The organism is Pseudomonas fluorescens, from assembly GCF_900215245.1.
Classification (GTDB): domain Bacteria; phylum Pseudomonadota; class Gammaproteobacteria; order Pseudomonadales; family Pseudomonadaceae; genus Aquipseudomonas; species Aquipseudomonas fluorescens.
Genome location: NZ_LT907842.1, coordinates 2,037,386 through 2,061,529 on the forward strand (window position 1 = coordinate 2,037,386; position 24,144 = coordinate 2,061,529).

General features: G+C 60.2%; 19 protein-coding genes. 12 read left to right on the forward strand and 7 right to left on the reverse strand.

Annotated elements, in window-relative coordinates; all coding sequences use genetic code 11:
* Positions 1 to 101: 101 nt before the first annotated feature.
* The 4 genes from CPH89_RS09620 to purE form a co-directional block, all read right to left on the reverse strand.
* Positions 102 to 638 (reverse strand): DUF3299 domain-containing protein, encoded by a 537-nt coding sequence (locus CPH89_RS09620; RefSeq protein WP_017135795.1) that lies wholly within the window; start codon positions 636 to 638, stop codon positions 102 to 104.
* Positions 639 to 715: 77 nt separating this feature from the next.
* Entirely contained in the window at positions 716 to 961 is a 246-nt protein-coding gene (locus CPH89_RS09625; protein WP_053258710.1) for a GlsB/YeaQ/YmgE family stress response membrane protein, read from the reverse strand.
* A gap of 107 nt (positions 962 to 1,068) precedes the next feature.
* On the reverse strand, positions 1,069 to 2,154 hold the full coding sequence (locus tag CPH89_RS09630) for a 5-(carboxyamino)imidazole ribonucleotide synthase (RefSeq protein WP_053258711.1): 1,086 nt from the start codon (positions 2,152 to 2,154) through the stop codon (positions 1,069 to 1,071).
* A gap of 11 nt (positions 2,155 to 2,165) precedes the next feature.
* Positions 2,166 to 2,657, reverse strand: coding sequence for a 5-(carboxyamino)imidazole ribonucleotide mutase (gene purE / locus CPH89_RS09635; protein ID WP_003195648.1), 492 nt, complete (start codon positions 2,655 to 2,657; stop codon positions 2,166 to 2,168).
* Between the two features lie 374 nt (positions 2,658 to 3,031).
* On the opposite strand from purE, the gene CPH89_RS09640 reads away from it, so the two are divergent.
* The gene (locus tag CPH89_RS09640) at positions 3,032 to 3,661 is read left to right on the forward strand and encodes a hypothetical protein (protein ID WP_141125128.1); all 630 of its coding nucleotides are present in this window, start codon (positions 3,032 to 3,034) and stop codon (positions 3,659 to 3,661) included.
* A 45-nt stretch (positions 3,662 to 3,706) separates the two neighbouring features.
* On the opposite strand, the gene CPH89_RS09645 is transcribed toward CPH89_RS09640, so the two are convergent.
* Positions 3,707 to 4,621: a LysR substrate-binding domain-containing protein gene (locus CPH89_RS09645; RefSeq protein WP_053258713.1), complete on the reverse strand. Its 915-nt coding sequence runs from the start codon at positions 4,619 to 4,621 to the stop codon at positions 3,707 to 3,709.
* Positions 4,622 to 4,803: 182 nt separating this feature from the next.
* On the opposite strand from CPH89_RS09645, the gene aspA reads away from it, so the two are divergent.
* The 7 genes from aspA to CPH89_RS09680 all read left to right on the forward strand — a co-directional run bounded on the left by aspA (position 4,804) and on the right by CPH89_RS09680 (position 17,286).
* Positions 4,804 to 6,228 carry an aspartate ammonia-lyase gene (gene aspA, locus CPH89_RS09650; protein ID WP_053258714.1) on the forward strand — a complete coding sequence of 475 codons (1,425 nt, stop codon included), beginning with the start codon at positions 4,804 to 4,806 and terminating at the stop codon, positions 6,226 to 6,228.
* A 391-nt stretch (positions 6,229 to 6,619) separates the two neighbouring features.
* On the forward strand, positions 6,620 to 8,071 hold the full coding sequence (locus tag CPH89_RS09655; RefSeq protein WP_053258715.1) for an alanine/glycine:cation symporter family protein: 1,452 nt from the start codon (positions 6,620 to 6,622) through the stop codon (positions 8,069 to 8,071).
* 86 nt (positions 8,072 to 8,157) lie between these two features.
* Positions 8,158 to 9,135: an asparaginase gene (locus CPH89_RS09660; RefSeq protein WP_053258716.1), complete on the forward strand. Its 978-nt coding sequence runs from the start codon at positions 8,158 to 8,160 to the stop codon at positions 9,133 to 9,135.
* 50 nt (positions 9,136 to 9,185) lie between these two features.
* Entirely contained in the window at positions 9,186 to 10,178 is a 993-nt protein-coding gene (locus CPH89_RS09665) for an AraC family transcriptional regulator (protein ID WP_053258717.1), read from the forward strand.
* Positions 10,179 to 10,331: 153 nt separating this feature from the next.
* Positions 10,332 to 11,366, forward strand: coding sequence for a histone deacetylase family protein (locus tag CPH89_RS09670; protein ID WP_053258718.1), 1,035 nt, complete (start codon positions 10,332 to 10,334; stop codon positions 11,364 to 11,366).
* On the forward strand, positions 11,363 to 12,454 hold the full coding sequence (locus CPH89_RS09675) for a polyamine ABC transporter substrate-binding protein (RefSeq protein WP_053258719.1): 1,092 nt from the start codon (positions 11,363 to 11,365) through the stop codon (positions 12,452 to 12,454). Before CPH89_RS09670 ends, CPH89_RS09675 begins: the two co-directional genes overlap by 4 nt.
* Positions 12,455 to 12,690: 236 nt before the next feature.
* Positions 12,691 to 17,286, forward strand: a complete 4,596-nt coding sequence (locus CPH89_RS09680) for a dermonecrotic toxin domain-containing protein (protein WP_053258720.1) — start codon at positions 12,691 to 12,693, stop codon at positions 17,284 to 17,286.
* Positions 17,287 to 17,293: 7 nt separating this feature from the next.
* Here the strand turns inward: CPH89_RS09680 and pdxR are convergent, their stop codons facing one another.
* Positions 17,294 to 18,832: a MocR-like pyridoxine biosynthesis transcription factor PdxR gene (gene pdxR / locus CPH89_RS09685; protein ID WP_053258721.1), complete on the reverse strand. Its 1,539-nt coding sequence runs from the start codon at positions 18,830 to 18,832 to the stop codon at positions 17,294 to 17,296.
* 86 nt (positions 18,833 to 18,918) lie between these two features.
* Between pdxR and CPH89_RS09690 the strand changes: the two genes are divergently transcribed.
* From CPH89_RS09690 to CPH89_RS09705, 4 genes are all read left to right on the forward strand, one after another.
* Entirely contained in the window at positions 18,919 to 19,557 is a 639-nt protein-coding gene (locus tag CPH89_RS09690; protein ID WP_053258722.1) for an FMN-binding negative transcriptional regulator, read from the forward strand.
* The gene (locus CPH89_RS09695) at positions 19,554 to 20,000 is read left to right on the forward strand and encodes a GNAT family N-acetyltransferase (RefSeq protein WP_053258723.1); all 447 of its coding nucleotides are present in this window, start codon (positions 19,554 to 19,556) and stop codon (positions 19,998 to 20,000) included. Before CPH89_RS09690 ends, CPH89_RS09695 begins: the two co-directional genes overlap by 4 nt.
* A gap of 18 nt (positions 20,001 to 20,018) precedes the next feature.
* Complete coding sequence (locus CPH89_RS09700) at positions 20,019 to 20,690, forward strand: GNAT family N-acetyltransferase (protein WP_053258724.1); 672 nt, start codon at positions 20,019 to 20,021, stop codon at positions 20,688 to 20,690.
* 266 nt (positions 20,691 to 20,956) lie between these two features.
* Complete coding sequence (locus tag CPH89_RS09705; RefSeq protein WP_053258725.1) at positions 20,957 to 22,249, forward strand: autotransporter outer membrane beta-barrel domain-containing protein; 1,293 nt, start codon at positions 20,957 to 20,959, stop codon at positions 22,247 to 22,249.
* Positions 22,250 to 22,331: 82 nt separating this feature from the next.
* On the opposite strand, the gene oadA is transcribed toward CPH89_RS09705, so the two are convergent.
* Entirely contained in the window at positions 22,332 to 24,140 is a 1,809-nt protein-coding gene (gene oadA, locus CPH89_RS09710) for a sodium-extruding oxaloacetate decarboxylase subunit alpha (RefSeq protein WP_053258726.1), read from the reverse strand.
* Positions 24,141 to 24,144 lie beyond the last annotated feature (4 nt).

Sequence of the window (24,144 nt, forward strand, 5' to 3'; positions counted from 1 at the left end):
GCGGGCTTGCTCGCGAATGCGGTGGACCAGTCAACGTTATATTGACTGACACTACGCCTTCGCGAGCAAGCCCGCTCCCACATTGGGTTCTGCGTCATGATCTAGAGATCGGACTCTTTCACCACCCGCACCTTCCCAGCATCCAGCGCATACGCCGCATCCGCCAAATCGTTATTGACCTTCTCCACCTTCAACGTGCCCGTGACCCACAGCGGCGTGTAGATATCATCCAGCTTCAACCCCTTGGGATAACGCACCAGCACCAACTGGTTAGGGGGCGGTGGCGGCACATGGATGCAGGCGCCTGGGTAAGGCACCAGGAAGAACAGCGTGCTGCGGCCTTTGGCATCGGTTTCCAACGGCACCGGGTAGCCGCCGATACGGATATTCTTGCCGTTCATGGCGGCCACGGTCTTGGTCGAATACATCACCGCCGGCAAGCCCTTGCTCTGCTTCAGGCCACCTTTGTCAGTGAACGTGCCTTGGGCTTCGGGGGAGTTGTGGTCGATCTCGGGCATGGCTTCGAGGGCTTTCTGATCGGACAGCGGCATCAGGTCGAGCCAATCGGTTTCCGGCAGTTCACCGGCGTGCGCCAGGCCTGAGCCCAACAGGAGGAGTGTGAATAAAAGACGGCGCATGAAAAAACTCGGCAAGTTCAGATGCCGAGCATTCTAGCCCTCTGCGCCTGCGCAGCGCAGAGGGCTTTGTCGCTTAATTACTTTTTACGCAGCAGACCGTAAATCACCAGCAACACGATGGCGCCGATCAGCGCACCGATAAAGCCTGCGCCTTGACCCGCCTGGTAGATGCCCAGGGCCTGACCACCGTAAGTGGCGGCCAGGGAACCTGCAATACCCAACAGGATGGTCATGATCCAGCCCATGCTGTCGTCGCCAGGCTTGAGGAAACGCGCGAGCAGACCGACGATCAGGCCGATAAAAATGGTTCCGATGATACCCATGGCATTTCCCTCTGAATTGAATGTGAGTCATGCCAAAGCCTAGTCAGGCTTTGCCATCCTGCAATCAGAGAGACGGCGGCAACCAATGGTTCCCGCCGACCCCCGGGTTATTGCTCGGCGATCAGCGCTTCGACCTTGAGGATCTGCCCTTGCAGGGTCGCACGGTCCTTGCAGCGCAGGTTGGCGTGGCCGACCTTGCGCCCGGCCTTGAAGGCCTTGCCGTAGTGATGCAGATGGCAGTCGTCGATGGCGATGACTTTTTCCACTGGCGGTACAACACCGATGAAGTTGAGCATGGCGCTCTCACCGACCTTGGCCGTGGAGCCCAACGGCAAGCCCGCCACCGCCCGCAGGTGGTTTTCGAACTGGCTGCACTCGGCGCCTTCGGTGGTCCAGTGCCCGGAGTTGTGCACACGCGGGGCGATTTCGTTGGCCTTGAGGCCACCGTCGACTTCAAAGAACTCGAACGCCATCACGCCGACGTAATCCAGTTGCTTAAGTACGCGGCTGGAATAGTCTTCGGCCAGAGCCTGCAACGGATGGTCGGTGCTGGCCACGGACAGCTTGAGGATTCCGCTGTCGTGGGTGTTGTGCACCAACGGGTAGAAGCGGGTTTCGCCATCACGCGCACGCACGGCGATCAGGGAGACTTCACCGGTGAACGGCACGAAGCCTTCCAGCAGACAGGCGACGCTGCCCAGCTCGGCGAAGGTGCCGACCACATCGGCAGCCGTGCGCAGGACTTTCTGGCCCTTGCCGTCGTAACCCAGGGTGCGGGTTTTAAGCACGGCTGGCAGGCCGATGCTGGCGACGGCGGCGTCCAGGTCCGCTTGGGACTGGATGTCGGCGAACGCCGGCGTCGGGATGCCCAAATCCTTGAACATGCTCTTCTCGAACCAGCGGTCACGCGCGATGCGCAAGGCTTCGGCGCTCGGGTACACCGGCACGAACTGCGACAGGAAGGCCACGGTTTCGGCCGGGACGCTTTCGAACTCGAAGGTCACCAGGTCAACTTCGTCAGCCAGTTGGCGCAGATGGTCCGGGTCGCTGTAGTCAGCCCGCAGGTGCTCGCCGAGGGCCGCCGCGCAAGCGTCGGGCGCCGGGTCCAGGAAAGCGAAGTTCATCCCCAGCGGGGTTCCCGCCAAGGCCAGCATGCGGCCCAATTGGCCGCCACCGATTACACCGATCTTCATCGTCAATAACCTCAGGCGATGCGTGGGTCTGGATTGTCCAGCACGCTGTCTGTCTGCTCAGCACGGAATTTTTTCAGCACCGCATGGAACTGCGGGTGCTTGGCGCCCAGGATGCTGGCGGACAGCAACGCAGCATTGATCGCGCCGGCCTTGCCGATTGCCAGGGTGGCCACCGGAATACCGGCCGGCATCTGCACGATGGACAACAGCGAATCCACGCCCGAGAGCATCGACGACTGCACCGGCACACCGAGCACCGGCAGGTGGGTCTTGGCCGCACACATGCCTGGCAGGTGCGCCGCACCGCCGGCACCGGCGATGATCACCTCGATGCCACGGGATTCTGCTTCATCGGCATACTGGAACAGCAAATCCGGGGTGCGGTGGGCAGAGACCACTTTCACTTCATACGGAATGCCGAGTTTTTCCAGCATATCGGCGGTGTGGCTAAGGGTGGACCAATCGGACTTGGAGCCCATGATCACGCCAACCAATGCACTCATCGTCGTGCCTCTTCTCTCTGGGCGCCCGCAGGCGCGTCAAAAAACAACAAGCCACGCGGGAAATCCGGCGTGGCTTGGTGTACGAATTAAGGCCGGTTAGACCGGCCGAAGGCCGCGCAGTATACCGTAATAATCCAGATAAACAGCCCCTTGGAAGACCGCCCGTCACAGGCCTGACCAATCGCACAAACTGACTTAAAAGTCAGGCCGGCGCTGACGACGCTCCGAATGTGCTCGAAAGATCGAACAGCGTTCTTGAGCAACAATTTGTAGGAAATAAACACTTGAACACACATGTTAACAAGTAAGCGTTTTACATGCCCGGCGTGATTGATTTATTAAATAAGCCTTTGAGTCGATAGAGAGCGCTAGTCATGCAATCCATTCACAGATCACCCTTTGACTTCTGGCAAGTTGCAAAAGTTAACAGCCCTATACTTGCCAGCACTGAAAAAAAACCTGTTGAAATACAAGTTATTTTGCATGAGAGCATCAGGCTTACTCAGTCGCAGGAAGACCGAATGCAAAAAAACTTCAACCTGATCCAGTCTGAATTTAAAAAATATGCTGGGCGCGAGGTCAAGTTCAACGTCGATCATTACTCACATCTGCGTGGCTTCAGCAAAGGCGGCGACAAGCTCAGCGACCTGAACTCACAGGTCGACTATTTGAAGCGCCAACAGAAGCAACACGCTACCGACAACTCGGAAGAACTCAAAAAATACTTGTTTATAACGCCAAAAAGTGAAGACGGTCACCCTGGATCAGGCGCTCCGGGCTTGGACGCCGGCATTGCTGCATTGAATGACGACAGGGGAATTGCCCACGCCGTAGGGCTTATGTTCGGCGCCAAACCAAGCGACGCCGAAGTTAACTATCATTTCCCTTGGTGGTATGAAACTGTCATGAACGATAGTAGTGTTTCAACAATGCACGCAAACGATTACCGCTTCAGCGATAAGAACCGAACAAACATCCGCACCTATCTAAGCAAGTTCAGCTGACACACCAGATGTACATCAGACGTCGGCGTCGGCGACTTCACCTGCTCATCCAGAAGTCGCCCCCGCAGCACCACCTTCAAGTTTACGCCACAACAACCGCACGTTCGCCTTGCGCACCAACGCGCAGCGATACAGACGAATCTCCAGCGGCACATGCCATTGCGGGCCGCCGCACACCACCAGTTCACCGCGCGCCAGTTCGGCCCGCACGCTCAGTTGCGGCACCCAGGCAATGCCGAGGCCTTCCAGCGCCATGCTCTTGAGGCTATCGGCCATGGCGGTTTCGTACACCGTGGTAAAACGCAGTGCGCGCTGGCGCAGCAACAGGTTCACCGAGCGCCCGAGAAATGCGCCGGCGCTGTAGGCCAGCAGCGGCACACTGCCCTCGCCTTCCAGGTCGAACAACGGCTTGCCCTCGGCATCGGCGGCGCACACCGGGAGCATTTCGGTATTGCCCAGGTGCAGCGACGGGAAGATCTCCGGATCCATCTGCATGGCGGCATCCGGGTCGTAGAACGCCAGCATCAAATCGCAGCCGCCCTCACGCAGGGCGTGCACGGCGTCACCGACGTTGGTGGCGACCAGTCGCGTGGCGATGTTCAGGCCTTCGTTGCGCAGTTGCGCGATCCAGCGTGGAAAGAAGCCCAATGCCAGGGAATGCGCCGCCGCCACTTGCATGACTTCGCCCTGCCCGCCTTCCAGGTGATGCAAATGGCGCAGCACTTCGCCGAGTTGCTCGACCACCGTGCGCGCAGTCACCAGGAACAACTGCCCCGCCGCCGTTAATTCGACTGGCGTGCGCGAGCGGTTGACCAAGGTCAAGCCCAGCGCAGCTTCCAGGCTGCGAATACGACGGCTGAACGCCGGCTGGGTAACAAAGCGTCGCTCTGCCGCCTGGGAAAAGCTGCGGGTGGCCGCCAAGGCGCTGAAGTCTTCCAGCCATTTGCTCTCAAGGTTCATCACTTCCTCCCACGGGTATGCACCATTTTGGCACACACGCCCGCCATGATAGCTGGGTCACACCTTCATTATGCCGTTTGTGCATAGGCCAGTGTTTAACAGCATTGGCCCAAAAACTCCCACAAGCCTAGCATTCACAGCGTTCCGGCCTGTTCCGGGTCCATATCGAGATGATTTCCGTCATGTCCTCCGCTGCATCATTCCGCACAGAAAAAGACCTGCTTGGCGTACTTGAAGTACCGGCTCAAGCGTACTACGGCATCCAGACCCTGCGAGCGGTGAATAACTTCCGCCTCTCGGGCGTTCCGATTTCGCATTACCCGAAATTGGTGGTCGGCCTGGCAATGGTCAAGCAAGCAGCCGCTGACGCCAACCGTGAGTTGGGCCAGCTCAGCGAAGCCAAGCACGCTGCCATCAGCGAAGCCTGTGCCCGCCTGATCCGCGGCGATTTCCACGAAGAATTCGTGGTGGACATGATTCAAGGCGGCGCCGGCACTTCAACCAACATGAATGCCAACGAAGTCATCGCCAACATCGCGTTGGAGGCCATGGGCCACAACAAGGGCGAATATCAGTACCTGCACCCTAACAACGACGTGAACATGGCGCAGTCGACCAACGACGCCTACCCGACCGCGATCCGCTTGGGTCTGCTGCTGGGCCATGATGCACTGCTGGCCAGCCTCGACAGCCTGATCCAGGCGTTCGCCGCCAAGGGCGTCGAGTTCAGCCACGTGCTGAAAATGGGCCGCACCCAATTGCAAGACGCCGTGCCGATGACCCTCGGCCAGGAATTCCGCGCCTTCGCCACCACCCTCGGTGAAGACCTGGCCCGCCTGAAAACCCTGGCGCCTGAGCTGTTGACCGAAGTGAACCTGGGCGGCACCGCGATCGGCACCGGCATCAACGCCGACCCGCGCTACCAGGCCCTGGCCGTGCAGCGCCTGGCCCTGATCAGCGGCCAGCCGCTGGTACCGGCTGCCGACTTGATCGAAGCCACCTCCGACATGGGCGCCTTCGTGCTGTTCTCCGGCATGCTCAAGCGTACCGCAGTGAAACTGTCGAAGATCTGCAACGACCTGCGCCTGTTGTCCAGCGGCCCACGCACCGGCATCAACGAGATCAACCTGCCGGCACGCCAGCCAGGCAGCTCGATCATGCCCGGCAAGGTCAACCCGGTGATCCCGGAAGCTGTTAACCAGGTGGCGTTCCAAGTCATCGGTAACGACCTGGCCCTGACCATGGCGGCCGAAGGCGGCCAACTGCAGTTGAACGTGATGGAGCCGCTGATCGCGTTCAAGATCTTCGACTCGATCCGCCTGCTGCAACGCGCCATGGACATGCTGCGCGAGCACTGCATCGTCGGCATCACCGCCAACGAAGCACGCTGCCGCGAGCTGGTGGAGCACTCCATCGGCCTGGTCACCGCGCTGAACCCGTACATCGGCTATGAAAACGCCACCCGCATTGCGCGCATCGCCCTTGAAAGCGGTCGCGGTGTGCTGGAACTGGTGCGCGAAGAAGGCTTGCTCGACGACGCCATGCTCGACGACATCCTGCGCCCCGAAAACATGATTGCCCCACGTTTGGTCCCGCTGAAGGCCTAACGTTTGTTGCACTGCTCACCAGGATGAGGGACTAGACACCTCTCACCTTTTGAGGGCCTGAAGGCTCGTTCTTCAGGCCCTTTTTTTTGCCTCAAGGTTGTGAAATGACGCCCATAAAAAATCCAATAACGCCCTACAAACCCTCCTTGCCTGCAATAGCTTGGCTGAAACCTTTAATCGCCCCGTGCAGACGGATCACGCTCGCCTAGGTATAGTGCCGCCCCTCTTCGCGTCTGCGGCCGTCGGTAACGAGGCCCGGATACAACGCGAAAGCGCATGAATAACAACACCCGCAAAAGGATTGGGGCGAAGCGTCGTGCACTGCCTGGTGCCGAGCGACGCGTCGGACCGTCCTGCGTTTGCCATTAGAAAAATCAGCGAGGAACACTCCATGCTCGAAGTCATCAACGACTTCCTCTCAGGGAAAGTACTGATCGTGCTCATTGTCGGGCTCGGCGGTTATTTCACGATCCGCTCGCGTTTCGTTCAATTGCGTCACTTTTTCCACATGTTCTCGGTGTTTAAAGACAGCCTGAAGAGCAGCGCCGGCCAACTCAGCTCGTTCCAGGCGCTGATGCTCAGCCTGGCCGGCCGCGTCGGTGCCGGTAACATCGCCGGTGTCGGCATTGCCGTCACCCTGGGTGGCCCGGGTGCCGTGTTCTGGATGTGGGTCACCGCGCTGGTGGGCATGTCTTCGAGCTTCATCGAATGCTCCCTCGGCCAGCTGTATAAGCGCACCGACGCTGAAGGCACCTACCGTGGTGGCCCGGCCTACTACATCCAGCACGGCCTGCATAAGCGCTGGCTGGGTATGGTCATGGCGTTCCTGTTGCTGGTGACCTTCGGTTTCGCCTTCAACGGCCTGCAAGCCCACGCCGTGACCCACTCGCTGAACAATGCTTTTGGCCTCGACACCACCTACACCGGCCTCGCGCTGGCGGTATTGCTGGGCCTGGTGTTCATCGGCGGGATCAAGCGTATCGCCTCGATCGCCGACCTGCTGGTGCCGGTCAAGACCCTGGTCTACATCGCCGTGACCCTCTACGTGATCGTGCTGCAATTCGACCACGTGCCGGCCATGCTCGCGACCATCGTCAAGAGCGCTTTCGGTCTCGACCAAGCCTTCGGTGGCCTGGTGGGCAGCGCAATCATCATGGGTGTGAAACACGGCGTGTTCGCCAACGAAGCCGGTTTGGGCAGTGCGCCTAACGTGGCCGCCGTGGCCTCGGTCGAACACCCGATCGCACAAGGCGTGGTACAGGCATTCAGCGTGTTCCTCGATACCTTCGTGATCTGCACCTGCACCGCGTTGCTGATCCTGCTCTCCGGTTTCTACACCCCAGGCTTTGAAGGCGACGGCATTGCCCTGACCCAGAACTCCCTGGCAGCCGTGGTCGGCGACTGGGGCCGCATGTTCATCTCGGTGGCCCTGGCGTTGTTCGTGTTCACCTCGATCATGTACAACTACTACCTCGGCGAGAGCAACCTGCGCTTCCTGGTCGGCAACAACCGCAAGGTGCTGATGGGCTACCGTGCGCTGGTGCTGGTGCTGATTTTCTGGGGTTCCATCGAGAACCTGAGCACCGTGTTCGCCTTCGCCGACATCACCATGACCCTGCTGGCGTTCGTCAACCTGTTCGCCCTGGCGTTCCTGTTCAAGATCGCCATGCGCATCCTGAATGACTACGATGGCCAACGTGCGGCAGGCATCAAGACGCCAGTGTTCGATTCCAGCAAGTTCCCTGACCTGGACCTGGACCGCAAAGCGTGGCCGGCAAACCCGGCGACGCCTGAGCCTGGCGCTCAAGCATCGGCTGAACTGAACGCTCAAGCGCAACGCTGAGCGTAGAAAGCCTAGATAGATGACACGCCGCCCGGCCTTGGGCATGCTCTGGGCCCGGCGGCGTTTTTCGTTCAGGAGAATTCTCGATGTCCAAAGCTAACAACATCATGGTGCTCTACACCGGCGGTACCATCGGCATGCAGGCCAGCGCCAACGGCCTGGCCCCGGCTTCCGGTTTCGAAGCACGTATGCGCGAACAGATTGCCGACCTGCCAGTGCCTGCCTGGCGCTTCCGGGAAATGGCGCCGCTGATCGACAGCGCCAACATGACCCCCGCCTACTGGCAGCGCCTGCGCACCGCTGTGATTGAAGCCGTGGACGACGGCTGCGACGCCGTGCTGATCCTGCACGGCACCGACACCCTGGCCTACAGCGCGGCGGCGATGAGTTTCCAACTGCTCGGCCTGCCGGCGCCGGTTGTGTTCACCGGTTCCATGCTGCCTGCCGGCGTGCCCGACAGCGATGCCTGGGAAAACGTCAGCGGCGCCCTGCTGGCATTGGGCGAAGGCCTTGCACCAGGTGTGCAGCTGTACTTCCACGGCGCACTGATGGCACCGACCCGATGCGCGAAGATTCGCAGCTTTGGTCGCCATCCATTTGCCGCCTTGCAGCGCAATGGCGGCGTAGCCAAGGCCGATGCACTGCCGCCCGCCCTGGATTACCGCCAACCCAAAGCGCTGGCCAACGTCGGCGTGCTGCCGCTGGTGCCGGGTATCGCCGCCGCGCAACTGGACGCACTGATCGACAGCGGTATTCAGGCGTTGGTGCTGGAATGCTTCGGCAGCGGCACCGGGCCGAGCGATAACCCGGCGTTCCTCGCCAGCCTCAAGCGCGCGCAGGCCCTGGGCGTGGTCGTGGTGGCGATCACCCAATGCCATGAAGGTGGCGTGGAACTCGACGTCTACGAGGCCGGCAGCCGTCTGCGCGGTGTGGGCGTGCTGTCCGGTGGCGGCATGACCCGCGAAGCGGTATTCGGCAAGCTGCAGGTGCTGCTGGGTGCCGGGCTGGCGACCAACGAGGTCCGCCGCCTGGTGGAACTGGACCTGTGCGGCGAACTGAGCTGACCGGCATGTAACTTGCTCCACTTCCAGCCATCCCCTGGCTGGAAGTTCCCATGCTGCACTCCCACCTCACCACCCTCAATGCCGTTTCCCTGGTGCTCAGCACGTTCAAGGCCGAAGGCTTGCCCTTTGAAGCGCTGCTCGCCGGCAGTGGCATCTGTGCGGCGGACTTGAGCCGCGCCGATACGCGCATCACCACCAATCAGGAAATGCGCGTATGCGCCAACGCCGTGGCCCTGCGCCGGGATGTGGGCCTGGAGTTGGGCCGCCGGATGCATGTCTCGGCCTACGGCATGCTCGGTTACGCCTTGCTCACCAGTGCCACCTTCGGTGACGCTTTGCGCCTGGCGTTGCGTTATCCGGCGCTGCTGGGAACACTTTTCGAGCTCAGCCTTGAAGAAGACGCTGAGCGTATCTGGTTCACCGCCAGCGACTACCGGGAAACCCCGAGCCTTGCGATGTTCAACGTTGAACTGTGCCTGGCGTCGCTGAAGGTCATCTGCGACGACTTGCTCGGCCAACCACTGCCGCTGCTCGCCGCGCGCTTTGAGCACAGCGCACCGGATTATCAGGCGCGCTACGGCGAGTGCTTTGCCTGCTCGCTGCAGTTTGAAACCACCACCAACGCGTTTGCCTTCGACAAACGCTGGTTGGACCACCCTTTGCCTCTGGCCGACGCGATCACTCACCAGGCCATGGCCGAGCGTTGCCGCAAACAGAACCTGGAATTCACCGGTCGCCAGGCCTGGCTTGGCAGAATCCGCCAACTGCTTGCCAACCAACTCAGCGCGGCGCCCGGGATTGAAGGCCTGGCCGAACAGATGAACTGCTCGGCCCGTACCCTGCGTCGACACCTGCATGATCTGGGCTGCAGCTACCAGGAGCTGCTCGACGAGTTGCGCTTTGAGCGAGCCAAGCAATGGCTGGCCGACGATGAACTGCCCATCTACCGGATCGCCGAGCAACTCGGCTTCAGCGAAACCGCCAGTTTTCGGCATGCCTTCGTGCGCTGGAGCGGCGTGGCGCCCAGCCAGTTCCGGCCCTGATGCCAGTTGAAGGCGCATGGCCGCGCCATTTCGGGGCGAATTGAGGACAGACAATTTGGCCAGATTTATCCCCTTTTGGCCGCTCCTGCCGTTCTCTTAAAACCCGCCCGCCGCAAGACTGCATCCACCGATACAGCCTGCGGAGAACAATAAATGCTGACGATCTACTCGGACGATCACCACCTGCATCACGGCCGTTGCGAATTGATGGACGGGCGACTGATGCCCTGCTTCGAAATGCCATCGCGCGCCGACCATGTGTTGCAACGGGTCAAGGACCGCGACCTGGGCCCGGTTCAGGCGCCGCAGGACTTTGGCCTGGCACCACTGCAACGCATTCACAGCCGCGACTACCTCGACTTCTTCAAGGGTGCCTGGGCGCGCTGGACCGAGTTCGGCCAGGACGGCGACTTGCTGCCCTACACCTGGCCTGCCCGCACCCTGCGCCGGGTACTGCCTGCCAGCCTGCACGGCCAACTGGGTTATTACAGTTTTGACGGTGGCGCACCGATTACCGCCGGCACGTGGCAAGCCGCCTACAGCGCCGCGCAAGTCGCCCTGACGGCGCAGCAGGCAATCGCACAAGGTGCAAACGCCGCCTTTGCCCTGTGTCGCCCGCCGGGGCATCACGCCGCCAGCGATTTGATGGGCGGGTATTGCTACCTCAACAACGCGGCCATTGCCGCTCAGGCATTCCTCGACCAAGGCCACAAAAAGGTCGCGATTCTCGACGTGGATTACCACCACGGCAACGGCACGCAGTCGATTTTTTATGCCCGCAGTGACGTGCTCTTCACCTCGATCCATGGGCACCCGGAAGCGGAGTTTCCGTTTTTCCTGGGGTATGCCGACGAACGGGGAGAAGACGCCGGCGCAGGCTTCAATTTCAACTACCCATTGCCGGCAGGTTCCGGCTGGGATCGCTGGAGCGCAGCACTCGAAGAAGCCTGCACCGAGATTGCGCGCTATGGCGCCGACATCATCGTCGTTTCCCTGGGTGTGGATACGTTCAAAGACGACCCGATTTCGCAATTCAAACTCGACAGCCCGGACTACCTGGCGATGGGCGCACGCATCGCCCGCTTGGGCAAACCCACGCTGTTTGTGATGGAAGGCGGCTACGCCGTGGAAGAAATCGGCATCAACGCCGTCAACGTGCTCGAAGGTTTTGAGGAGTCCGCCCAATGAACATGCTCAAGTCACTCGTCCTCTGCGCAGCCGTTCTTGGCGGCGCGGCCCACGCCGAAGAGAAACCCCTCAAGGTCTACAACTGGTTCGACTACATCACCCCCAAGGCGCTCGAAGACTTCAAGGCACAGCACCCGCAGGTCAAGCTGGTGTACGACATCTTCGACACCAACGAAGCCCTTGAGGCCAAGTTGCTCACCGGCAACTCGGGCTATGACGTGGTGGTGCCGTCCAACGTGTTCCTGGCCAAGCAGATCGAAGCCGGCGTGTTCCAGGCGCTGGACCGAAGCCAGTTGCCCAACTGGAACCACCTCGACCCCAAGCTGATGAAGCTGATCGAAGCCAACGACCCCGGCAATAAATTCGCCGTGCCCTACATGTACGGCACCATCCTGATCGGCTTCAACCCGGCCAAGGTCAAAGCGGTGTTGGGCGACAATGCGCCGGTGGACAGTTGGGACCTGATCTTCAAGGAAGAGAACATCAGCAAACTCAAACAATGCGGGGTCGCCCTGTTGGATTCGCCCTCGGAAATTCTGCCGCTGGCCTTGCAACATTTGGGCCTGGACCCCAACAGCAGCAACCCCAAGGATTACGTCAAAGCGGAGGCGCTGTTGATGAAAATCCGCCCCTACATCACCTACTTTCACTCGTCCAAATACATGGCCGATATCGCCAACGGCGACATTTGTGTGGCCGTGGGTTATTCCGGTAGCTTTTCCCAGGCCGCCAACCGCGCCAAAGAGGCCAAAAATGGCGTGACCGTGGACATGCGCCTGCCCAAAGAAGGCGCGCCGATCTGGTTCGACATGCTCGCCATCCCCAAGGGCGCGCAAAACCCGCAGGACGCCTACACCTTCATCAACTACCTGCTGCAACCTCAGGTAATTGCGCCGATCAGTGATTTTGTCGGCTACCCCAACCCGAACAAGGACGCTACCGAGCAGGTCGACCCGGCGATTCGCAATAATCCCAACCTGTACCCGACCGAGGCGGCGATGGCCACGCTTTACACGCTCAAGCCCCTGGACAGCAAAGTCGAGCGCGCCAGGACAAGGGCCTGGACCAAGATCAAATCCGGGATGTGAGGCGGCGCCAGGCGCGGGTATAGCGGTAGGCTCAGGTAAGACCGCCTACTTGGCTGGCCGAGCCTGGCCTTCCAGCAACAGTTGGTCACCTACGGGCACCAGAACAACGACAGCGGCCCTTATTGTTTGGCGTAACGGCTGCACCTCGACGTATCTACCGCTCCAGCCGCAACGCCGCTCGCTACCTTGCCCATTCCTGAAGCCCGCCCGGGCCATCGAATGCAAAGGAGCAGCACATGCCCAATGACATCGCTGATAACCACCGCCCACCCAGTACCTATGAACTGCTCACCCAATTGACTACCGGCCCTACCACCCGGGAAGTCGCCGCCGCCACACTACATTCGGCACTCAAAGAGTTGTACCCCTCGCTGAATATCGACCCCGATCTGGCCGTGGTGGTCAGCCCTCAATGGGAGGTGGTCGGTAACGCCGTCGAGCGTGCACCGGCCATTATCGAATCGCTCGCCTCGGTGCTGGCTCATCAGGCATTGTCCGGCGACAGAGTGACCTACATCGACGGCCAACACTTCCTCACATTGCAACCGAACGCTGCGGCGCCTGTACACCTCGCGGTGAAAGTCGATGCCATCGCACGTCTGATCAACGAGTTATCCGATCTGCTGTTCACCGCCTTCCAGGAACAGCAGCTGGACTTCTGGAACGGGTCCAACGGTGCCACCGGCTCCCGCTGGCAGTCCCTTTCCCACTCTCTGAGAAAGGTGTGGAACATCAGCGAAGAGCAAGACCTGGGTGAACACGAATGTGCCATGGCTCGCACGGTTTTCCAGGAACCCGACCGGGCCAAGCGTTCACTGAAAGACCCTTACAAAAGCCATGCTTACATGGTTGATATAGATACTCTTCAGGACGGCCAGTCCACCCACACCAGCTTCCTGGACATCACCGTATTGGTAGGTGAGCACGAGAAGCGCCAGATAGTACTGACGCACTCGCTGGTGAGCGGATATGAGGTGTTCGAGTCCCTGACCCAGTTCGGCGACTCGCTGGCTGCCCGGCTGCCTGCGCCCGAGCGAGACACCACCTTACAATGGCGCTTGTATGAGCCCGACGGCAACTTCTTCGATACGCTGGCCTGCACTCTGGTCTCGCTGCAAATCCAGGTCATTGGGAGTTTCGGTGGGTCCGGGTCAGGTGCTCCCCCCGTCGCCCACATCGCGCCCAGCATCGAAGAAATGAGCGATCACCAACTGTCGAGTATCCGCGAGATTCACCAACAACTTCCAGATTGGCTGGCCTCGGCGACGGACTACGATACCGCCGCCTACAGCCGCTACCTGATCGACCTGGCCCACCTGCACACCCGTTACCAAGGCGAAACGTTCCAGGGCGATATTCCTCCCATTCGTGACTATGCCCGGGCACAGTTGCACAGCCGTATCCGCGCGCCTGAAAAGGACGTGAGCCTGAACCTGGACAAAATCGAGATTGTTATCCAAAGCCCGGTTCTGTGGGGCACGTTTATCGTACCGGGAGCTGTGGACACCACCCGCCGCAGCCTGATCGACCTGGCCCTGGAAAACCTCACGGGCCTGCCCACCGGCAATGCGACGGTGCACTACGACGGCGAGGAGAACGGCGTACCGGCCTGGCTGACTTACGACTACCTGAAAGGCGTGATCGAAGACATCAATATAGGCCAGTACTACCCCGCCCTGATCAAACAAAAGTTACTCGACGACCCGCTGCAATCCAGCCACCGACAGCAGCTCTACACCAGTCACCTGCAGATACAACTGCCGTTGCTGGCTCTGCAAATGAAAATCCGCAACCAGGGCGGCATTGATGAACTCGGTTACCGCTACATCGCTGCCGTGATGCGCACCGATGGACATGAGCGCCACGTAGATGGGCAACCCATCGTCATCCGTCGCCTGGCCTTCATACCCACCTTGCGCCCCGGCCATGAGCAAGACGTGGTTGCCAATATGTTCGTGATCGGCCCAAGGCAATCCGACGCCGGCCCCTGCATGCTTTATCGGCCCATGCTTGAACCAACCCTGGTGCAATTTGCGTCGCGGCAAAACCTGTTGTACGCCATCAAACATGACCGGTCCTTGCGCGAGTCGGTGTTGGCATGGCTACCCGAAGCACAAAGGTTCAATTACGCCCAGTACGTTTTTCCCGATACCCTGCCCTCCCCCTGGACCGTGGTGCGCGTGCTGGTCGAACCGTTTACCGTGCTGTACATGAGCGGCCCGGTGATGCTGACCGATGAAGAGATAGGGAGCGACACGTTGGCGACGCTGTTCAAGGCCAATGCCAATGCCATGGTCGAGTTGGCGACACGCCAGTCAGTGTCCAACGTGCAGAAACGTTGGGCGACCTTTCGACAGGCCGGCTGGCAAATATTCAATGCCGCGCTGCCCTTTATGGGGCGAACCCTCGGAATCGCCGCCTGGATCTGGCAAATCATGGATGATTTGCAAGACGCCGCGCAGGCCGTGAGCAAGGATGACCAGCCCGCGTCCTGGGCAGCGTTGGTGGATGTATTCCTCAACCTGGGTATGGCGCTGATCCTGCACACGGCTCTGCGCCACCCTCGCCCGCAGCAGCAACTCGATGGCCTCAAGATCAATACTGAATCGGAGCCAACGACAATCGAAGCGGCGCGTAAACCGGCAGTTGCCGAGAAAAAATATACTGCTGTGCAACAAGCAAATATCCCCGACGGCCAACTTCCCGCCAAGCATCAAGGCGACGTGCATACCAGCGGGGCCTTGAGTAATAGCCACCAGAGCCTGGCCAAGGCACTCGACAGTTTCAATGTCACCAAACCCAATAAGCTTGGCGAACAAAACAAAACCCCCGGTCGCCACCTAAATCTCTATCCGCTTGCAGACAAATGGTATGCACCGGTTGGCAAGCGCTGGTTCGAGGTGATAGTGGATGACAACGACAGTGTCATCACCATCGACCCGAAGGCACCGTTGCGTACCGGCCCGCCGCTGATCAGCAACCTGGCGGGCCAATGGTTTGTCGATGTCCGTTTGCGACTACGAGGCGGAGGTCTTCGAAACCGTCGGCGAGCGGTCAAGATCAATCAGCCTGCGCGCATTACGGCACTCAGGACCCAGCTCAACACCTTCGACGCGGTCGCCGCCCGCAGACAACTGGACGTGCTTGAGTCAAGGCCCGCGCTGGATGCGGCCCCCGGCCCTTCCACCGACCTGCGGCGTACAGCGTTCATAGGTGAGGTCGACAGCCGGCTGGTGGCATACGATGAAGCGATCAGTCAGCTGAAGTCCTTGAGCATCATCGACGCCATGCCCGCCTATCAGAGCAACATGAGTGGTTACCTGAAGCAGCAAATACAACTGACTCAGATAGCCGTGGAACAACAATTGGTGGGCTATAGCGAGGCCTTAAAATCGTCGTTCTCAATCCTCGATGCCGAGGTAGACATTGACTATAAAAGCCAGGCGCGAAGCGCGCAAAATCTGTCCACCTTGAACCTGGCAATCATCAAGCGCCTGGAGTTCATCAACGACCGTTTCAGCGATCTCAAAGTGCTGGGAGATGACGGCGCAGCGGTCATTCACAAAACCATGGGCGAGTTGCCACCGCTCACCCTCGCTGAGCTCAAATCCCTGGAGATCGGCTTGGCTCGCTACTTGTGTATCGATGAAGAGCAAAGCCAGATCCCTGCCACGCTGCGAGAGCAGATGAACCAAAGCGTCGATACAGCCGAACTTAACGTCGAGAGTTTCAATGAAATCATGAAACGGGGTAACGGCACGCTGGATGAACGCATTGATGTGCTCAACAGCCTGGTTGAGCAATTTTCCAGCGCAGATCAACGCCTGCTGGACCTGCATGCCGACCACCCGCAGTTTCTGCTGAAATCCCGCCTGGAAAGCTTTCGACAGCAAATTAGCGACTTCAGCCAGCGGGCCACTCACGACCTGGCGCAACTGCTGCGCGAGAAAAAAGCCCTGGAACCCAAGCCCGGCGGCTCAAAGGCCCCACGTGCGCCACAGCGCAAAGTCATCAAGACACGCTACGACGGCATTTTGATAGCCCACCCCCATGAGTCCGACAGCACGCTGGCTGATGTCAGGGCGTCCGTGACGGGTAAGGTGCTCGCTACGTTTCATGAAAAAACCCCAGGCGTCTGGGTCAAACGGCAAAAGGTCACCCCGCCACCGCCAGCGCCTGCCGCTGTAGACCTGGATACCGGCATCAACACCGGGCAAACGCTTTTGGATAACGAGCACGCGGAAACCCACAAGTACCGGAATTTCTCGCGTAAACCCTGGCATTCGCCCCAGGACCTCCAAGATATGTTCGACGCCTACGCCAAAAAACTGGAGGACGCATCAAACGATATCGAGCAGGCGCTGACTCGGCGCAATCTCACCGAAAGCGATCATACTTCCGCCGCGTCGACCAAGCGCAACCTCAACGACGCAGCACAGCGGCTTTATCGCCTGGGCAGAAAAACCTACATCGACATGATCAAACAGCAACCGCCCACTGCCGCGCGGGTGGAGTGGCTGCATAGCCAAGGGCTGATAAGGATCGCCAAAACCTTCAGCCGCCGCGCCGTCAAAGGGCCTCCGAAGGGCTATCTGGATGAGTACGAAGTACGCGATAAAGAGACCAACACTGTGCTGTGGTACGCGCACTTTCACTACGCAACGAAAGGCGCCGCCCCTGAGAGATTCGAGAAGGCCCACCTCAAAACTCGTGAACAACAGCGGCTTGGTGGCTCTCGCCAACGCACCGGCCCCAGTGACTGGGAAATGATAGAAATCCACCGCAGCAGCATCGGTGATCAACTGGCCAAGTCGCTGTTCTTCAACAGCTGATCGCCTTTTATGCCTGCCACGCCTGGCGCAAACGTGCCAGCGCCTGTGCAATGGCCGCCTCTGGCACGGCGGCAAACCCCATCACCAGGCCTGCGCGCTGGTCCGATGATGGGCTTTTGCCAGCCAGCCAATAGCTACTCAAACCGTTGATCTCGACATTTACCGCATGGGCCTGTGCGAGCAACACCTGCTCGCGGGCCAGGCTGTCCACTCGCACTGTCAGGTGCAGCCCGGCCGCAACGCTGGGCAAGGCGCCGACGCCGGGTAACCCGTCCGGCCAACCGGCTAACAAAGCATTGCGCCGGCTCAGCGCAGCGCGGCGCATCCGGCGAATGTGGCGTTGGAAATGCCCGGCGGCCATGAATTCGGCCATCACCGCCTGGGTGCTGACTTCAGAATGGCGCATGTCCACGGCGCGACGCCGGGTGAATGCGTCCACCAGGCCCGCCGGCAATACCAGGTAGCCCAGGCGCAAGGCCGGGAACGCCACCTTGCCGAAGGTGCCGACGTACAGCACGCGGCCACTGCGATCCAACGCCGCCAACGGCGACAGAGGCGCGCCGCTGTAGCGGTACTCTCCGTCGTAGTCGTCTTCGATGATCCAGCCGCCCGTACGTTCAGCCCAGGCCAGCAGCTCCAGGCGCCGCGCCAGGCTCATCACCACACCCAACGGGTACTGGTGAGAAGGCGTGACATACGCCACACGGCAGTCATCCAGTGTGTTGAGCACCTGGCAATCAATCCCCTCGCCGTCCACCGGTACGCCCTGCAGTCGGCCACCCGCCAGGGCAAATGCATGCCCAGCCGCGCGATAGCCCGGATTTTCCACCGCTACCTGGTCTCCCGGCTCCACCAGCAACTGTGCACAAAGGCTGATTGCCTGTTGCGCACCACAGGTGATTACAATTTGCTCAGCCGAACACTGCATGCCCCGTGAGCTGCGCAGGTAAGCGGCGATCAAACCACGCAGACGGCTGTCACCGGCCGGGTCGCCATAGCAAAGCTGTTGCAGGTCCGGCTTGCGCCAAAACGCCCCATTCAGCTTGGCCCACACCTCAAACGGAAACAGATCAAAGGCCGGCACCCCCACGCGAAATGCTCGAGGTGGCCCCGCGGGAGGCAGGGAAAGGTGGTTGTTTTTTACCCGCGCCAAGCCCGCGCTGTGGATAACTTCATTGTCGAGATCTTCCGGCAAATCCGCCCATTTTGTGGATAAGGCTGTGGGTAAGCCTGTGGAAAACCCTGTGGATACTTTTGTGGATAGTTTTTTTGGCGTGGGCAATTGGGCCACATAAGTGCCATCACCCACCCGGCTCTCAATAAACCCCTCCGCATACAACTGATCGTAGGCGCGCACCACACTGTTGCGCGAGATTGAAAGTGCTGCCGCCAAGTCGCGAGTGGCCGGCAACCGTGTACCACTGACCAGCCGCCCGTCCAGCACTCGCTGGCGCAACGCGCCGTAGAGCTGGCGAGTCAGGCCCTGACGGCGATCCAGCTCAATGCCTGCGGGGTTGAATAACAACGGCGGCGAAACAGGCGGCATATTGGACCCATGAAATTGGTGCTAGATGGCTCTTACAACGAACCATTAGCCTGCCTAGGATGCAGGCATTCGCCAAGGAAAATTTCATGTACACACCACGCGCCTTTGCTCTCGAAGATTTGCCTGAACTGCAGCAACTGATCCAGCACACCCGCCTGGCGCAGTTGGTTACCTTGGGCGAACAAGGCTTGCAAGCCAGCCACTTGCCGCTGCTGCTCAACCCCGACGAAGGCCCGAATGGCACGCTCTACGGGCACCTCGCCAAGGCTAATCCGCAGTGGCGCGAGCTGCAAAATGGCAGCGAAGCCCTGGTGATCTTTGCCGGTGCCGAAGGCTATGTCAGCCCGGCGTTTTACCCGTCCAAGGCCGAGCACGGCAAAGTGGTGCCGACCTGGAATTACCTCGCTGTACATGCCTATGGCAAAGCCGAGGTGTTTACCGACGCTGAGCGCCTGCTGACGGTGGTCAGCGCCCTCACCGACCGTCACGAAGGCCGCCGCGCCCAGCCCTGGAAAGTCAGCGACGCCCCCGCCGACTACATCGACGGCATGCTCAAGGCCATCGTCGGCTTCGCCCTGCCGATCGAGCGCCTGCTCGGCAAGCGCAAACTCAGCCAGAACCGCAACCCGGCCGACATCGCAGGCGTACGCGAGGGCCTGGCTGCCAGCGTGGATGTGCGCGACCAGACCCTCGCCCGCTTTATTCCCCAAGGAGTTTCAGAATGAGCCAGATCGACATCCGCCAGGTGACTGCCGCCGACCACGGTGCCTGGTTACCGCTGTGGCAAGCGTATTTGAAGTTTTACAACACCGAACTGCCGGACGCCGTCAGCCAAAACACCTGGCAACGCCTGATCGACGCCAGCGAGCTGACTCATTCGGCCCTCGCCTGGCAGGACGGCAAGGCGGTGGGTATGGTCAACTTCATCTACCACCGTTCCAACTGGAGCATCGAAAACGCCTGCTACTTGCAGGACTTGCTGGTGGACCCGGCGCAACGCGGTACCGGCGTGGGGCGTAAGCTCATCGAATTCGTCTACGCCACCGCCAAGCACGATGGCTGCTGCAAGGTTCATTGGCTGACTCACGAGACCAACGCCACGGCAATTCAATTGTATGAACGCATTGCCGAACGCCCCGGTTTCATTCAATTTCGCAAAGGTCTTTAAGTCTTTAAGGAGCGCAGCATGCCTATCTCACCCGCCGACTGGAAAGGCGTCCCCGCGCCCACGGTTCAGTTGCTTGAAGGGCGCTACATTCGCCTGGAAAAACTCGACCCGGCCCGCCATAGCGACAAACTGTTTGAAGCCCTGAATGGCCCCGGCGCCGACCCGAAGCTGTGGGACTATTTGCCCTACGGCCCGTTTACCGAACGCGGCGCGTTTGATACCTGGCTCAACAACCATGCCCAGCACAGCGACCCGTATTTCTTCAGCATCATCGACCGCGCCAGCGGCGACGTCCAAGGCATCCTCAGCCTGATGTCCATCGTCCCCGCCCAGGGCCGTATCGAAATCGGCCACGTCACCTTCGGCGCGCCGATGCAGCGCTCACCGAAAAGCACCGAGGCCGTGTACCTGCTGGCCAAGTACGCGTTTGAACAGGGCTACCGTCGCCTGGAATGGAAGTGCAACAACGGCAATGCACGCTCAAAATACGCGGCCGAGCGATTGGGGTTCAGCTTTGAAGGCGTGTTTCGCCAGCACATGGTGGTCAAGGGCCAGAACCGCGATACGGCGTGGTATTCGATCCTGGATTCTGAATGGCCAACCCTTGAGGCCGGGTTTGAGGCGTGGTTGTCCGAGGCGAACCAGAGCCGTTCCGGCCAGCTGAAGACACTGGCCGAGTGCCGAGCCTGATTCGCATTGACAACACAGCACCACACTTTAGATCTTCAGCGATTTCAAACGATGGGTTCAGCCGCCTTTGCCCACCTTGCAGCCCAACGCCTTCAAAGCATCACAGCCATCCGCAACAACAGATGCGCTGACGGGGCAAAGGCAGATGAGTTTTTAATCGCGCCGTACTAGAGAAAGCTCCCGCAAACCAAGGGGCGATGACCTGACAGTTATCACCCCGCTACCTCGCTAAATTCCCGGCCTCATTCATCAGAGGTCGGGATTACATGCTCCTTACACATCACAGATTTGCCCTGCTCATAGCCCTTACGATCAGTGCGGCCAGCCTGCAACCCGCGTATGCGCGAGGTGATATCGCTTCAACACCCTCCGTATTTGATCCCCTCCCCGCATTTAACGACGCGGGGTTTTACACCCCCGTAGAGCAAGCACCCTCCATCGACGGTTACCTCACTCGGCAGGCCACCACGCATAACGGTTTGCAGGTCGCCAAGGTCCTGGAACCCGCATTGAGTCGCCTGCTGGCGTCCGGTGAATTGTCCAGAGCACAGGTCAACGCACTGCAACGCTTCGGTGAAGATGTGGCTGGCCAGCCCGGAGGGACCGGCGCTGCGCTCGAACAATTGGCGGGCAGCCAAAATGCCAATCTGGCGGGTGCAACCCAGGCCGTCACGGGACAAATCAGCAGCCAGTTGCTCTCAACCCTGCGCACGCTGCCCACTGACGGCGATGGCCACTTCTGGGTGCAAGGCCTGGGCAACGACGGCAAGCTCGACAAGCGAGGCGGCAGCGACGGCCTCAAACATGACACCAAAGGCCTGATGCTGGGCGCCGATTGGGCGGTGGCCGACGCCTGGCGAGTCGGTGTGATGGGGGCAAAATCTTCCAGTGAGCTGAGCGCCCAACACTTTCGGGGTGAGCTCGACAGCTTGCACTTGGGCGGTTACGCGGTGCGCCAGGACGGCCCATTGGCTCTGCGCCTGGGGGCGATCTATAGCGATCACACCGGGAAAAACAAACGCAGCGTCAACCTGCTCAGCTACAAGGAACAGATAAGAGGCGATTACAGCGCCCAAAGCCAAACCGTATTTTCCGAGCTGGGCTACCAATTGGGCAGTGCGGACCTGCACGTGGAACCCTTTGCAGGCATTGGCTATCAGCGTTATCACCGCAACAGCTTCAAGGAAAAGGCTGGCCTGAGCGCGTTGAATGTCGGCTCACAAACCCAGCAGAATCTGAGCAGCACCCTTGGCCTGCGGCTGGCCACCGTGTACCGATTCGACAACCGGATGAGCCTCACACCCCACGTGAGTGCCGGCTGGAAACGCCTCTACGGCGAAGTCGGCAGCCAGGTGCGTCAATCCTATCGCTACGCGCCGGGCCTGATTGACGGCTTCAACATCACCGGCACATCACTGGACCGCAACAGCCTCGACGTGCAAGCCGGCCTGGACCTCGCCTTATCCAGCCAACACTCCGTCGGCCTGGCCTATAACGCCCAAACCGGCAGCCGAAGCCAAAGCCAGGGCCTGATGGGGCAATGGAAGATGAGCTTTTAACCGCGCCGAGCAGTAAATCCCGGGCAAAAAAAAGGGGGGCACCTGCCCCCCCGAGGATTAAGCGGTAGTGTCGAAGGCTGAATCAGCCTTCGATTTCAATCAGGATCTCGCCAGGGTTCACCCGGTCGCCCTTGGCCACATGAACGGCGGTCACCTTGCCGGCAATCGCTGCCTGCACTTCGGTTTCCATTTTCATGGCTTCGGTAATCAGCACGGCCTGGCCGGCTTTCACCACGTCGCCTTCCTTGACCAGTACGTCGACGATATTGCCCGGCATCGCCGTGCTGACATGGCCCGGCTCCGTGGCGTGCTTGCGCTTGCTGCCGCCACTGCTGACAAACTCGTTGAGCGGTTCGAACACCACTTCTTCCGGCATGCCGTCGATGGACAGGTAGAAGTGACGCTTGCCTTCAGCCTTCACGCCAACACCCGTAATGTCGACGCGGTAGCTTTCGCCGTGCACGTCGATAACGAACTCGGTCGGCACGCCTTCGCCACCGGCACGGGCCACACCGCCAGCCTCAGGGATCGGCAACAGCACTTCAGGGGCCAGGGTGCCGGCGTCGCGTTCTTCGAGGAACTTGCGACCGATGTCCGGGAACATGGCGTAGGTCAGCACGTCTTCTTCGGACTTGGCCAACGCACCGATTTCGCCGCGCAGCTTGGTCATTTCCGGCTTGAGCAAATCAGCCGGTCGATGGTCGATCACGTCTTCGCTGCCGATCGCCTGGCGACGCAGTTTTTCGTTCACCGTGCCCGGCGCTTTGCCGTAGCCGCCTTGCAGGTAGAGCTTCACTTCGTTGGTGATGGTCTTGTAGCGTTCGCCGGCCAGCACATTGAAGAACGCCTGGGTGCCAACGATCTGCGAAGTCGGCGTCACCAATGGCGGGAAACCGAGGTCTTCACGCACCCGTGGGATTTCAGCCAGCACTTCGCCCATGCGGTTGAGTGCGCCTTGCTCTTTCAACTGGTTGGCCAGGTTGGAAATCATCCCGCCCGGCACCTGGTTGACTTGCACACGGGTGTCGACGGCGGTGAATTCGCTTTCGAACTGGTGGTATTTCTTACGCACGGCGTAGAAGTACAGGCCGATTTCCTGCAGCAGTTCCAGGTCGAGGCCGGTGTCGAACTCGCTGCCTTTAAGGGCGGCGACCATCGACTCGGTGCCCGGATGGCTGGTGCCCCAGGCAAAGCTGGAGATGGCGGTGTCGATGTGATCGGCACCGTTTTCGATGGCTTTGAGTTGGCACATCGCGGCCAAACCAGCGGTGTCGTGGGAGTGAATGAAGATCGGCAGACTCTGCTCGGCCTTCAACGCCTTGACCAACTCGCCGGTGGCGTACGGAGTCAACAGGCCGGCCATGTCTTTGATGGCCACCGAGTCGCAACCCATGGCTTCCATTTGCTTGGCCTGGGCCACAAACGCATCGATGGTGTGCACCGGGCTGGTGGTGTAGGCGATGGTGCCCTGGGCATGTTTGCCGGCGGCTTTGACCGCCTCGATGGCCACGCGCAGGTTACGCACGTCGTTCATTGCGTCGAAGATGCGGAACACGTCGATGCCGTTGACGGCGGCCTTGGCGACAAAAGCTTTGACCACATCGTCGCTGTAATGCCGGTAGCCCAGCAGGTTCTGACCGCGCAGCAGCATTTGCAGGCGCGTGTTAGGCAATGCGGCGCGCAGTTCGCGCAGGCGCTCCCACGGGTCTTCTTTCAAAAAGCGTACGCAGGCGTCGAAGGTCGCGCCGCCCCAGACTTCCAGGGACCAGTAGCCGACTTTGTCGAGCTTGTCGCAGATCGGCAGCATGTCGTCGGTGCGCATGCGGGTGGCCAGCAACGATTGGTGGGCGTCGCGCAGGATGGTGTCGGTTACGAAGATCTTCTTGCTCATTCTT